Origin of the sequence: Pseudomonas sp. AM4(2022) (assembly GCF_036346515.1) — a bacterium.
GTDB classification, from domain to species: domain Bacteria; phylum Pseudomonadota; class Gammaproteobacteria; order Pseudomonadales; family Pseudomonadaceae; genus Aquipseudomonas; species Aquipseudomonas paracarnis.
Genome location: NZ_JAOTNW010000001.1, coordinates 98338 through 110669, shown reverse-complemented (window position 1 = coordinate 110669; position 12332 = coordinate 98338). Strand labels below are relative to the sequence as shown.

Here is a 12332-nt window from a genome sequence, read left to right as displayed (position 1 = left end):
TGCTATGAAACACAGGCTCAATGTGGGAGCGGGTTTGCTCGCGAAAGCAGTGTGTCAGTCACCCGATATTTAACTGACCCACCGCATTCGCGAGCAAGCCCGCTCCCACAATTTTGCTGCCGTGTAATTCAGTCGAAGGTATAGCTGATCGCCGTCTGCACCTGGCCCTGATTCACATGGCCAGCCTCCTTGACGATGCTGCTCTTGGCCGCTGACCCCACCAGGCGTACCCAGCTGGCGCTGGTCAGCAGCGACCAATGGGGCGCCAGGGGAAAGGCGAAGCTTTGGCTCAGCGTCACATTCTGGAAACCCCCGCTCGCGTTGTAGGGCCGCAAGCCTGAAGCGACGGCTTCGTTGTTGTCCACGCCGAAGAAGGTATTGGCCTGGCGTGCATCGGCAAAACGCGCAACCAGGCCATTGCTGCCGATAATCCCGCCGCCCACGGGGTAACCCAGCTCGCCGCCGATTTTACCCAAGGCGCCGCTCTGGGAATGCCCGCCGCCCACGGCCTGGCCCAATTGCGCGTAGACCCGCCAGAAATCGGCCGGGGCGTATTGGACGAAACCGCCCACCTCTGCCATGTCCGACACGTTACGCAGGCCTTGCAACTCGCCGTTGGAGGTGCGCCCCGAGAGGTAGTTGATATAGGGGCCAGCGGTAAGGCCGTGGGTATCCAGGGCGCTCCAGGTGAGGCCGTCATCGGTGCTCAGACTGACGTCACCCCAATCCAGGTCCAGGTACGGCACAGGCCGGGTTTCGTAGCGGCTGCCGCTGGGGTCGTGGGGCTGATAGCTGAGGCCAGCGCCCACGTCGCCCGTGATGCCCGCTGCCCACGCGGCACTGCAAAGGCCCCACCCTCCAAGTAAACCGGTGAATACAACAGCAGCGAGCTTGGACATGGGGACGTTTCCTGAAGGTGGGCAGGCGCGCATGAACGCGCAAACCGGCGCGCCTGCGCAAGCACTCATGTTGTTTGTAGCAAGCTACAAAAATTGTAGCTCCTGAGACACCTATCGCTGCGCATTTCGCCCCAGGCCCCCAGCCCTGCGGGGTTTCGACCAGTTGGCACAGTCCCTGCTCTATCCCTTGGCAAGCGCATACAGCGCGCTCCTCCAAGGCCCTTTACCTAAAGGAAAGGCAGATGATCAACTGGCATATCGTGTGTGACTTCGACGGGACCATTACCCCCACCGATGTCATCGACAACGTCCTCCAACGCTTCGCCGGCCCCGAGTGGGAAACCATTGAGCAGGAATGGCTGGATGGGCATATCGGTTCACGCGAATGCCTGAGCCGCCAACTGGCGCTGATCAAGGCCACCCCCGCTGAACTGTTGGCGTATTTCGACAGCGTCGAGATCGACCCGGACTTCCCGGATTTCGTCGATCACGTCATGGGCCTGGGTGCCTCCATTGAAGTGGTCAGCGACGGCATCGAGCAGGGCATTGCCCGCATCCTTTCGCGCAACTACGTGACCCTGTTGCCGATCCTCGCCAACCGCCTGCGCCAGGTCGACCAGGACAGCTGGCGCATCGACTTCCCGTATGCCAGCGATGCCTGCCGCGCCGCTTCCGGCAACTGCAAGTGCAAATCCACGCCGCGCAACAAGCGCGTGCTGGTGATTGGCGACGGCAAGTCCGACATGTGCGTGGCCTCCACTGCCGACTTCGTGTTCGCCAAGGGCAGCCTCGCCGAGTACTGCGTCGCCCACCAGATCCCTCATGCGCGCTTCGACACCTTTGCGCAAGTGCCGGCGTTGCTGGCCAAGTTGCCACAAGGCCTCGCCGCCAACGCCACCACCTTCAACACCTCTTCTGACAAACAGGAACTCTTCCATCATGTCTGATATCCGTATCGCTACCGCCGAAGACCAGGTGCTTCTGGATAAAGAAGCCAAGTATTGCTCCTACGGCGACACCGTTCACTACATCGAGCCGCCGCGTATTTTCAGTCGCTGCGAAGGCTCCTATGTGTGGGACACCGAAGACCAGGCCTACCTCGACCTGCAGATGTGGTACTCGGCCGTCAACTTCGGCTATGCCAACCCGCGCCTGAACAACGCGCTGAAAAAGCAGATCGACACCCTGCCGCAAATCGCCAGCCAGTACCTGCACAAAGGCAAGATCGAGCTGTCGGAAATGATCGCGGTCGATGCCAAGAACAAGTTCGGCCTCGACGGTCGTGTGCACTTCAACGTTGGCGGTTCGCAGTCCATCGAAGATTCCCTGAAGGTGGTGCGCAACGCCAGCAACGGTAAAAGCCTGATGTTCGCCTTCGAAGGCGGCTACCACGGGCGCACCCTCGGCGCCTCGTCGATCACCTCCAGCTTCCGCTATCGTCGTCGCTACGGCCACTTTGGCGAACGCGCCAATTTCATCCCATTCCCTTACCACTTCCGTGGCCCGAAGGGCATGACCAAGGAAGAGTACGGCAGCCATTGCGTGCAGCAGTTCGCCCGCTTGTTCGAGACCGAATACAACGGTGTCTGGGACCCTAAAACCAACCAGTGCGAATACGCAGCTTTCTATGTCGAGCCGATCCAGGGCACCGGTGGCTACGTGATCCCGCCGATGAATTTCTACCGCGAGCTCAAGCACGTCCTGGACCAGCACGGCATCCTGATGGTGTCCGACGAAATCCAGATGGGCTTCTATCGCACCGGCAAACTCTGGTCAATCGAGCACTTCGACGTACAACCGGACGTGATCGTGTTCGGCAAGGCGCTGACCAATGGCCTCAACCCATTGGGCGGTATCTGGGCCCGTGAAGAGTTGATCAACCCGAAGGTGTTCCCGCCAGGTTCGACTCACTCCACCTTCGCCTCCAACCCGTTGGGTACCGCGGTGGGCCTGGAAATGTTCAAGATGACCAGCGAAGTCGACTACGGCGCCATGGTCATGGCCAAGGGCAAATACTTCCTGGAAGGCCTGCAAGACTTGCAAAAACGCTTCCCCATTATCGGCGATGTGGACGGCCTGGGCCTGGCGCTGCGCTGCGAAATCTGCGGCCCGGATGGCTTCACCCCGGACAAGGCGACCCTGGACTATATGGTCGAAGAAGGCATGAAAGGCGATATGGTGGTAGACGGCCAGAAACTGGGGCTGATCCTCGACGTGGGCGGTTACTACAAGAACGTGATCACCCTGGCGCCGTCCCTGGAAATCAGCTACCCGGAAATCGACCTGGGCCTGAAGTTGCTGGAGCAACTGCTGGTGCGAGCGACCACGCGGTGAATGCTCAAGGGATCGACCTCGGTGAAGGCACTGCCGGTTTCGTTCTCGGTGATGGTCCGGTCGGGATCCTGTTGATCCACGGCCTGACCGGCACACCGACCGAGTTGCGCCAGGTCGCCAAGGGCCTGGCCAAGGCGGGTAACTGCACGGTGTATGTGCCCACGCTGGCCGGGCACTGCGGCGACAACAGCGACTTGCAGGCCACTGGCTGGCAGGACTGGTACGAAGGCGTGCGCAAGACCTTCGTACAGGTCAAGCAACGCCATGGGCAGGTATTTGTCGGTGGCTTGTCCATGGGCGCGGTGATGTCGATGTATGTGGCGTCCGAACACCCGGGGCAAGTCGCCGGGTTGCTGATGTATTCCACCACCTTGAAGTACGACGGCTGGAGCATCAACAAGCTGGCATTTCTTACGCCCTTGCTGATGAAGATCCCGTTCGGCGTGCACATTTGCAGCTTCGAAGAGAAGCCGCCCTACGGCATCAAGAACGAGCGCCTGCGGGCCATCGTCGAGCGGCAGATGAAGGAAGGCGAGAGCAGCGAGGCGGGGTTGCTGACCATGGAAGGCATCACCGTGCGCGAGCTGCACCGCATGAACGCCGTGGTCAGGAAGCGCATGCCCCAGATCAAGGTGCCGGCGCTGGTGCTGCACTCCATCGAGGACGATATCACCAGCCGTTGGAACGCCGATTACGTGGAGCGCCACCTCGGCGGGCCGGTGACCAAGATCCTGTTGGACAACTGCTACCACATGATCACGGTCGATTTGCAGTACCGGCGGGTGATCGAGTTGAGTGCCAGGTTTGTCGAGCAGCACACAGTCTTCAAGTCAACGCGGATCAATGTGGGAGCGGGCTCGCCTGCGATGGCATCACTGCGGTCTGCCTGACGTACCGAGGCGCCTGCATCGCAGCGGTGCGGCGATCCGACAAGCCAGCTCCCACATTGGACCGGCGTTCGCCATAGAAATAAGGGCAATCTGTGATAACCACCCAAGCCTACCCGACCATCCGGGCTATCCAGCGCGATGCCTGGAACGACTGTTTTCCCGGTGCCCTGGAGGATTGGGACTATTACCTGGCCGTGGAAAACGCCGCGATCGATGACTTTCAGTGGCGTTACCTGGCGGTCTTTGAGGATGACACGCTGGTGGCCGTAGCCGCCGCGTTCATCACCCATTATCGCCTCGACACCACGGTGTCGGGGGTCGGCAAGCGCTTGACCGAGCGCCTGGATCGGTTGTGGCCGGGGGCTTTGCAACTGGCGTTGTACGCCATCGGGTCGCCGGTGGCTGAGCGTTGTGATGCCGGTGTCGCCAGCCATGTGTCCGAATCCCGGCGCCCGTTGCTGTTGCAGCAGTTATTGGCGGCGGGGCGTAGCGACGCCGATGCGCTCGGTATCGGCTTGCTGGCGGTCAAGGATGCGCCCACCAACGACCCGCATTGGGCCCAGAGCTGCCTTGCTGCAGGTTTTCAAAGCATGCCCAGCTTGCCCACGGGGGTGTTGCCGCTGCCTTATGGCTCGGTGGATGCCTACCTGGGTTCGCTGGGCAAATCCACGCGCAAGGACCTGCGCCGCAAACTGCGCGCACCAGGGCCGCGGGTCGAGTGGCGGCGCAATATCGATGACGTGCTGCCCGAGGTCATGCGCCTGTATGAGGCCACGCTCGCGCGCGCAGACTTGCAGTTCGAGCGCCTGCCCGCCGGTTACTTCACGGGCGTGCTCGAACACCTTCACGAGCGGGCGGTCTGTGTTCTGTACTGGGTGGATGAGCGCCTGGTGGCGTTCAACCTGATCCTGCTGGATGAGCATCGGCTGGTGGACAAGTTCTTTGGTCATGACCTTGAGTTCAGCCGCGAGTACAACCTGTACTTCCGTAGCTGGTTGACCAATGTCGACTACTGTATTGAACACCGTATTCCGGTGTACGAGTGCGGCCAGGCCGGGTATGCCAGTAAACTGCGCCTGGGGTGCGAGTTCGAGGGCAACAGCCTGTTCTTCCGCCACCGTAACCGGCTGGTCAACGGCCTGCTCAAGCTTGTAAAACTGTTTATTCGACCGGATCGTTCCGACCCTGCCATGGCTGCTGCGATAAGCGAAACCTGATGATTACCAAGACCCGCCAGAAAGCCCGCCCCTTTGCCATCTCGCGTTGGAGCGTCCAGCGCAAGCTGGTGCTGGCGTTCTGGCTGGTCAGCGTGATTCCCACCATGATCGCGGCTGAACTGGCCGCCACCACGCTGTCGCAGATTTTCGACAGCAACGTGCGCATCTGGCTGCAAGAGTCGACCAAGATCGTCAAGGACGAAATCGGCGACATCCTTCACGACAACGCGCGCATGGCCAAGCTGTTCCTGCGCTATACCAGCCCGCCGTCGTCCAAAAATGCCGAGAAGCATGACCGGCTCACCGCCGACATTGCCGATGCCACCGATATCGACGTGGTCGCGCTGATTCGCACCAGCGACCGTAAAGTGATGTTCAGCACGGCCGCCGATGACATCGTCAGGCAGATCAACCTCACCAGCAACGCGGTGCTGCAAACCGTGCAAGTCGCCGGCGTGAGCACGGGCCTGGTGGTGTCCACCTTCGAAACCAGCCGTGACGGTGTTGATTACCTGTTGCTGGTCGCCACTTACCTGGACAGCAGTTTCCTCACCAGCGTGGCCGATGTGCATTCCCTGGACCTGCGTTTGTACCTGGCCAACCCTGCAGGGTTTTCCGAAATATTTTCCACCCAGCGCTTCGCCAATCACCCCTCGCGCATCCCCAAGAATGTCGAGGCCTACCTGCGCAGCACCAAGCAGCCCAGCGAACAGTTCACTAACCAATACAGCGGTTTGTACTGGCCGATTTTCAATGACGCCGGCGAGTTGCAAGGCGTGATCTTCAGCGGCCTGCTACGGCACACCAGCCTGGTGGGGTTGGTGAACCAGAGCAACCTGTTCGTGCTGATCTTCCTGGTCAGCTCGGCGCTGTCACTGGCGGCCGGGTTGTTGGTGTCGCGGCGCCTGACCAAGCCCCTGCGCGATTTGTCCCAGGGCGTGGATGCGGTGATCTCGGGCAGTTATGCGCACCGTGTGGTGGTCAGTGGCGGTGACGAACTGGCGCAATTGAGCAGCACCTTCAACCACATGACCGAACGCCTGGGCGAGTTGCATCATCTGGAAGCCCAACTGCGCCGGCGTGACCGCTTGCATGCTCTGGGTGAAGTCGCCATGGGCCTGGCTCACGAAATTCGCAACCCATTGGGCATTATCAAGACTGCCACTCAACTGCTGCATCGGCGCGCCGACCTGGCAGAAACCGACAAGCGTCACCTGGAATATGTCATCAGCGAAGTCAGCCGCATCAACGAGCTGATTACCGAGTTCCTCGATTTCGCCAAGCCCAACCCGCCGATACGCGTGCAGCAACCGGCACGCGCCCTGGTGGAAGAAATCCTCGGTTTCTGCGGCCCGGAGCTGAGTAGCCATCGCATTGACGCGCAGATCGACGACCAGGCGCCTGGCGCGACGATCTACGCCGATGCCAAGCAGCTCAAGCAGGCCTGTCTCAACCTGATTCTCAACGCCATCGACGCGATGCCCGACGGCGGGCGCCTGACCCTGGGCATTCGTAGCGTGGGCGACAACACCGTGATCAGCATCGCCGATACCGGCGAGGGCATCCCCGCGGATATGGTGGAGCGTATCTTTACGCCATTCGTCACCACCAAGGCCTCGGGCACAGGCCTGGGCCTGGCCAAAGTCTATTCGATCATGGAAAGTCACGACGGCAGCATCGAATGCGCCAGTGAGAAAGATGCCGGCGCGACCTTCAGCCTGTACATTCCGGCTGACGGTGAAGACGACGGTGAAGATGAGGACGGGCATGACGCATAACGTATTGGTGGTCGACGACGAGCCCAAGCTCTGTGATTTGCTGACCCAGGCCTTGAGCCAGAACGGCATCCAAGTGTTCAGCGCGGGCAACGGCCTGCATGCGCTCAAGGTGCTGGGGGAGGAGGACATCGACCTGGTCATCAGCGACTGGCGCATGCCGGGCATGGACGGGCCGGCGTTGCTGGCCGAAATCAAGGTACGTTATCCGACCTTGCCGGTAATCGTGATGACGGCCTATAGCACGGTGAAAAACGCCGTGCAGTCGATGCGTAACGGTGCCTATGACTACATTGCCAAGCCGTTCGACATCGACGAGCTGGACATCACCGTGGCCAAGGCCCTGCAATTTCGCGACATCATGCGTGACAACGCGCGCATGCGCGCCGAGTTGGACGAGCATGCGCAGTTCGACAGCCTGGTGGGCGACAGCCCGGCGTTTCGCCAGGTGCTCCAGGCGGTGGATTCGGTGCGTGACAGCAACGCCACCATCCTGCTGACCGGCGAAAGCGGCACTGGCAAGGAAATGGTCGCCCGTGCCATCCACAAGCATGGCAGCCGTGCCGACCAACCCTTCGTGGCGGTCAATTGCGCGGCCATCCCTGAAGGCTTGCTGGAAAGCGAAATGTTCGGCCATCGCAAAGGCGCGTTCACCGGCGCCGTGGCTGACCGGGTAGGGCGCTTCATGCAGGCCGACAAGGGCACGCTGTTTCTGGATGAAGTCGGTGATATGCCCTTGGCGTTGCAGGCCAAGATTCTGCGCGCCTTGCAGGAGCGGGTTATCGAACCGGTAGGCGACCCCCGCGAGCGCAAGGTGGATGTACGGGTAATTGCCGCCACCAACAAGAACCTGCTGGATGCGGTGGCGGCCAAAGAGTTTCGCGAAGACCTGTATTACCGCCTCAATGTCTTCCCGATTCCGTTGCCGTCCTTGCGCGAACGCGTGGAAGACATCGCGCCCCTGGCGCGCCACTTCGCCCACACCCTGAGCGCGACCACCGGCAAACGCATCACCGGTTTCAGCCCCGAGGCGTTGCAGGCCATGGCGGCGTACCACTGGCCGGGCAACATCCGCGAGCTGCAAAACTGCGTGGAACGCGCAACCATCGTGGCGGCTTCATCGGTGATCGAGGATATTGATTTGCCGGGGTATCTGTTTGCTTCCAAACCGAGCGAGGGCGATGTGACCACGATCCTCAGCGACGGCCCAGGCGTGCCGCGGGATCTGGATGCGGCGCTGGCCGAAGTGGAGAAAGCCTATATTCTTGCGGCGTTGCAGGAGAGCAATGGGGTGCAGGCTGCGGCGGCGCAGCGGATCGGGATTTCCGAGAGGAGCTTCTGGTATCGCCTGAAGAAGCTGGGGATTCAGGTCGATAAGATCGTGCGCTGATCTGAGTGTGGGAGCTGGCTTGCCTGCGATTGCGGTCTGCCTGTGCCGGATGTTTGCCTGACACACCGCTATCGCAGGCAAGCCAGCTCCCACCTGTTTAACCGCGTTGCATCAGGTGTGCAGGCGTACCCACACGCTGACCAACACCGTCGCGGCCATCAACCAGGCCACGGCGGCGACTGCCAGCGATGCCTCCAACCGCAGCCGATCGACCATCACATACAGCGTCGCCAAATACACAAAGTACGGGATGATCGACCACATCCCGAACAGGATCGTGGTCTTCAAGTCCGCAACCGTTCGGCCTTTGCCGACGATGTAATGGGCGATCAGCGCAAAAGTGGGAAACAGCGGCACCAAGCCTGCGATGTAATAGTTTTTGGTCTTGGCCAGCGCCGCCAGGATCAGCACCACTGCGGCGCCAAGTGCAGCCTTCAAGAACAGATCCATCAGTGACTCAACCCGTATTTCTTGACCTTGTCGAACAGGGTGGTCTTGGCCATCCCCAGTTCCTGGCTGGCCTGTGTCAGGTTGCCACCGCTGCGTTGCAGGGCATCGTTGAGCAGGTTGCGCTCAAAGGCCTCCACCGCCTCGGTAAAGGCAACCCCTTGGTTGCCGCTGCCGGCGCCGCTTTTCTTGAAGGCGGGCAGGCCGAGGGCGAAACGTTCGGCGACGTTGCGCAGCTCACGCACGTTGCCTGGCCAGTCGTGGCTCATCAGGCTGGACAGGGTCTGGTTATCCAGCTCCGGCACCGCCCGGTCGAAGCGTAGCGACGATTGCTGCAGGAAGTGTTCGAACAGTTGCAGGATGTCTTCACGCCGCTCGCGCAGGGGCGGCAGTTCCAGGGTGACGACATTGAGGCGGTAGTACAGGTCGCTGCGAAACTGGCTGGCGCGGCTCAACTCGTCGAGGTCGGACTTGGTGGCAGCGATTACCCGGCAATCCACCGCCACGCTCTGGTTCGAACCCAGGCGTTCCAACGTGCGTTCTTGCAGCACCCGCAGCAATTTGATCTGCAGGTTGATCGGCATACTCTCTACTTCATCGAGGAACAGCGTGCCTTGATGGGCATGCTCGATCTTGCCGATGCGACGTTTGCCGGCGCCGGTGAAGGCGTTGGCCTCGTGGCCGAAAATCTCGCTTTCGAACAGGTTCTCCGGCAGGCCACCGCAGTTGAGCGCGACGAACTGGTGGGTATGGCGCCGGCTGAAATCATGCAGGCAGCGTGCGACCAGTTCCTTGCCGGTGCCGGTTTCGCCTTCGATTAGCACGTTGGCCGAAGTGTCGGCGACGTTGGCGATCAGTTCACGCAGGTTTTGCATCGCCGGCGAGCGGCCGATGATGCGGCCTTCCAGCGAGTCGCGCTCGGCCAGTTGCCGGCGCAGCGACCAGACTTCCCGCGCCAGGCCGCGTTGTTCCAGGGCGCGGCGTGCCACGTCCACCAGACGTTCGGGCGAGAAGGGTTTTTCCATGAAGTCGTAGGCACCGTTACGCATGGCCCCAACCGCCATGGAGATATCGCCATGCCCGGTGATCAACACCACCGGCAGGCTTTTATCCAGGGCCTTGAGGCGGGTCAGCAGTTCCAGGCCATCGATGCCCGGCAGGCGAATATCACTGATGACAATGCCTGCGAAGTTCTCGCCGATGCGCTTGAGCGCTTCTTCGGCACTGCCCACGCCGACGCTGGTGATGTCTTCGAGCGCCAAAGCTTGCTGGCAACCGAGCAGTACATGGGGGTCGTCTTCGACGATCAGGACGGTGAGGTCTTGGGCTTCAGTATTCATGTCGACTCAGCTCGTTGAGCGCCCACCAATGGCAGGTTCAGGACAAAGGCGGTACCACCATTGGCCGGATGTTCCACGGCAAGGCTACCGCCGGTGGCGGCCGCGAGGCTCGCGGAAAGGGTCAGGCCCAGGCCCAGGCCTTGTTCGCCGGGCTTGGTGGTAAAAAAGGGTTCGAACAAATGCTTGCGCGCCTCGGGGTCGATGCCGTGGCCATTATCACGCACCAACAGGCGGTATTTGCCATCGCCGCTCTGGCCTTCCAACCACAGTTGCGGCGCCGCTTGGGCCTGCATCGCATCGAGGGCGTTACCGATCAGGTTGACCAGGATCTGCTCCAGGCGGGTCTGGTCGATCTGCAATTGGGCGTTGGTAAAGTCACGGTGCACGGTCAACGGCAGGCTGTCCAGGCGCGCGCCGAGTACTTGGAACGCGGCGTCCACGGCTTTGCCGAGGCTGGCTTCGCCCTGGTCGTCGCCGCGCCGGGCAAAGGAACGCAGGCTGGCGGTGATGCGGCCCATGCGGTCGATCAGTTCGTTGATGGTCTTGAGGTTGGTGCTGGCGGTGTCTAGGGCGCCGCGCTCAAGGAAGCGTACGGTGTTGCCCGACAGCGTGCGCAAGGCCGCCAGCGGCTGGTTCAGTTCGTGGGCGATGCTGGTGGACATCTGGCCAATGGCTGCGAGTTTGCCGGCCTGCACCAATTCGTCCTGGGCGTGGCGCAGGGTTTCTTCGGCCTGGCGTCGTTCGCGAATCTGGCCCTTGAGCCGTTCGTTGCTGGCGCGCAGGTCGGCGGTGCGTTCCGCAATCCGACGCTCAAGCTGGCTGTTGGCTTCCTGCAAGGCTTCCCGTGCGGCGAGACGGGTGGCGATGACCTTGCGCCGTTCGTTCCAGGCGATCAGCAGGAAGGCGACCAGGCCAAAGGCGACGGCCACCAGAATGCCCTGGTTTATCGCGGCACGGCGCAGGTCATTGAGCGGGGTGAGCAGGGTGAAATTCCACGGTGTGTCGTTGAGCGGTCGGGTTTGCGCCAGGTAGCTGACGGCGTGCTGGTCATTGACCACTTCCGAGTTGGCCGGGAAGGTCAGTTTCTCCGTGCCTTCGTTCAGACGCTCGCGGGCCAGGGGTTGCAGTTCATTGAGCGTTGCCCAGTAATATTGCAGGCTGTGGGCCAGGCGATCCTTGGTGTCATCGCTCAGCGGGCGTACAGCCTTGAGGCGACGCGCCGGGTCACTGGACAGAATGATGATGCCGTTTTCGTCGCTCACGAACGCCTCGAGACGGGCGCGCTGCCAGCGTTCTTCCAGGGCTTCGAGGCGCACCTTGACCACGGCGACGCCGATGATCTTGCCGTGCTCTTCCAGGCCATGAGCCAGGTAATAGCCGGGTTCGCCGTTGGTGCTGCCGATGCCGTAAAAGCGGCCGGGTTGGCCGCGTACGGCGTTCTGGAAATAGGCGCGAAAAGACAGGTCCTCACCCTGGTAACTGTCGGCATCGCGCCAGTTACTGGTGGCCAGCACGCGGCCGGTGGTGTCCATCACATAGATGGCGCGGCTGCGACTGCGGCGGTTCAGGCCTTCGAGGTAGTCGTTGACCGTCTTGCGGGTTTCCTGGGTCGGGTCGGCGAGCAGTTGGGAAACACTGGACTCCAGTTCCAGCAGGCTGGGCAGGTAGGTGTACTTGCTCAGTTCGCTTTCGACGGTGCGGGCGTGCAGCTCCAACTGGCGTTCGCCATTGTCGCTGAGGGTGCGGATGCCGTAGTAGTCACTGACCCAGAAGCCGATATAACCCAGGCCGACCATCAGGGCGATGATCAGAGGCGGCAGGAACAGTTGGCGTATCAGACGAGGCTTCACGGCAAGTGATGGCGGCGCGGCGCGATATTGATTGGGGTCGCATTTCATCACAGATGCCTTGGGTCAACCAGAGCGTGCAACCTGCGCGGTTCAGTGTGGGAGCGGGCTTGCTCGCGAATGCAGTCTGCCAGTTGATGCATCAGTGACTGACATGCCGCATTCGCGAGCAAGCCCGCTCCCACATTGGTCC

Annotated in this window: 10 protein-coding genes; 6 read left to right on the top strand and 4 right to left on the bottom strand. The window is 61.4% G+C overall.

All coding sequences use genetic code 11. The features are described from left to right. Positions 1-128: 128 nt before the first annotated feature. The gene (locus ODQ19_RS00560) at positions 129-899 is read right to left on the bottom strand and encodes a MipA/OmpV family protein (RefSeq protein ID WP_330209061.1); all 771 of its coding nucleotides are present in this window, start codon (positions 897-899) and stop codon (positions 129-131) included. Between the two features lie 242 nt (positions 900-1141). Between ODQ19_RS00560 and ODQ19_RS00555 the strand changes: the two genes are divergently transcribed. From ODQ19_RS00555 to ODQ19_RS00530, 6 genes are all read left to right on the top strand, one after another. Then, positions 1142-1846, top strand: a complete 705-nt coding sequence (locus ODQ19_RS00555) for an MtnX-like HAD-IB family phosphatase (protein WP_116665822.1) — start codon at positions 1142-1144, stop codon at positions 1844-1846. Further along, positions 1839-3233 carry an aspartate aminotransferase family protein gene (locus tag ODQ19_RS00550; RefSeq protein WP_032893337.1) on the top strand — a complete coding sequence of 465 codons (1395 nt, stop codon included), beginning with the start codon at positions 1839-1841 and terminating at the stop codon, positions 3231-3233. The genes ODQ19_RS00555 and ODQ19_RS00550 overlap by 8 nt, the downstream gene beginning before the upstream one ends. Further along, positions 3230-4123, top strand: coding sequence for an alpha/beta hydrolase (locus ODQ19_RS00545; RefSeq protein WP_330209060.1), 894 nt, complete (start codon positions 3230-3232; stop codon positions 4121-4123). Before ODQ19_RS00550 ends, ODQ19_RS00545 begins: the two co-directional genes overlap by 4 nt. A gap of 92 nt (positions 4124-4215) precedes the next feature. Beyond that, on the top strand, positions 4216-5340 hold the full coding sequence (locus ODQ19_RS00540; protein WP_330209059.1) for a GNAT family N-acetyltransferase: 1125 nt from the start codon (positions 4216-4218) through the stop codon (positions 5338-5340). Further along, positions 5340-7118 carry a sensor histidine kinase gene (locus ODQ19_RS00535; RefSeq protein ID WP_032893334.1) on the top strand — a complete coding sequence of 593 codons (1779 nt, stop codon included), beginning with the start codon at positions 5340-5342 and terminating at the stop codon, positions 7116-7118. Before ODQ19_RS00540 ends, ODQ19_RS00535 begins: the two co-directional genes overlap by 1 nt. Continuing rightward, positions 7108-8505 carry a sigma-54-dependent transcriptional regulator gene (locus ODQ19_RS00530; RefSeq protein WP_116665819.1) on the top strand — a complete coding sequence of 466 codons (1398 nt, stop codon included), beginning with the start codon at positions 7108-7110 and terminating at the stop codon, positions 8503-8505. The genes ODQ19_RS00535 and ODQ19_RS00530 overlap by 11 nt, the downstream gene beginning before the upstream one ends. A 111-nt stretch (positions 8506-8616) precedes the next feature. On the opposite strand, the gene ODQ19_RS00525 is transcribed toward ODQ19_RS00530, so the two are convergent. From ODQ19_RS00525 to ODQ19_RS00515, 3 genes are read right to left on the bottom strand one after another with little or no spacing between them, the layout of a single operon-like run. Continuing rightward, complete coding sequence (locus ODQ19_RS00525; protein ID WP_032893333.1) at positions 8617-8955, bottom strand: GlpM family protein; 339 nt, start codon at positions 8953-8955, stop codon at positions 8617-8619. Continuing rightward, positions 8955-10292, bottom strand: coding sequence for a sigma-54-dependent transcriptional regulator (locus ODQ19_RS00520; RefSeq protein ID WP_330209058.1), 1338 nt, complete (start codon positions 10290-10292; stop codon positions 8955-8957). Before ODQ19_RS00520 ends, ODQ19_RS00525 begins: the two co-directional genes overlap by 1 nt. Then, positions 10289-12190 (bottom strand): sensor histidine kinase, encoded by a 1902-nt coding sequence (locus tag ODQ19_RS00515; RefSeq protein ID WP_330209057.1) that lies wholly within the window; start codon positions 12188-12190, stop codon positions 10289-10291. Before ODQ19_RS00515 ends, ODQ19_RS00520 begins: the two co-directional genes overlap by 4 nt. Between the last annotated feature and the right edge of the window lie 142 nt (positions 12191-12332).

What these genes read in the sequence shown, in the direction of transcription:
- ODQ19_RS00560 (WP_330209061.1), bottom strand. Translation starts at nt 899, where the DNA reads ATGTCCAAGCTCGCTGCTGTTGTATTCACCGGTTTACTTGGAGGGTGG.
- ODQ19_RS00555 (WP_116665822.1), top strand. Translation starts at nt 1,142, where the DNA reads ATGATCAACTGGCATATCGTGTGTGACTTCGACGGGACCATTACCCCC.
- ODQ19_RS00550 (WP_032893337.1), top strand. Translation starts at nt 1,839, where the DNA reads ATGTCTGATATCCGTATCGCTACCGCCGAAGACCAGGTGCTTCTGGAT.
- ODQ19_RS00535 (WP_032893334.1), top strand. Translation starts at nt 5,340, where the DNA reads ATGATTACCAAGACCCGCCAGAAAGCCCGCCCCTTTGCCATCTCGCGT.
- ODQ19_RS00530 (WP_116665819.1), top strand. Translation starts at nt 7,108, where the DNA reads ATGACGCATAACGTATTGGTGGTCGACGACGAGCCCAAGCTCTGTGAT.
- ODQ19_RS00525 (WP_032893333.1), bottom strand. Translation starts at nt 8,955, where the DNA reads ATGGATCTGTTCTTGAAGGCTGCACTTGGCGCCGCAGTGGTGCTGATC.
- ODQ19_RS00520 (WP_330209058.1), bottom strand. Translation starts at nt 10,292, where the DNA reads ATGAATACTGAAGCCCAAGACCTCACCGTCCTGATCGTCGAAGACGAC.
- ODQ19_RS00515 (WP_330209057.1), bottom strand. Translation starts at nt 12,190, where the DNA reads ATGAAATGCGACCCCAATCAATATCGCGCCGCGCCGCCATCACTTGCC.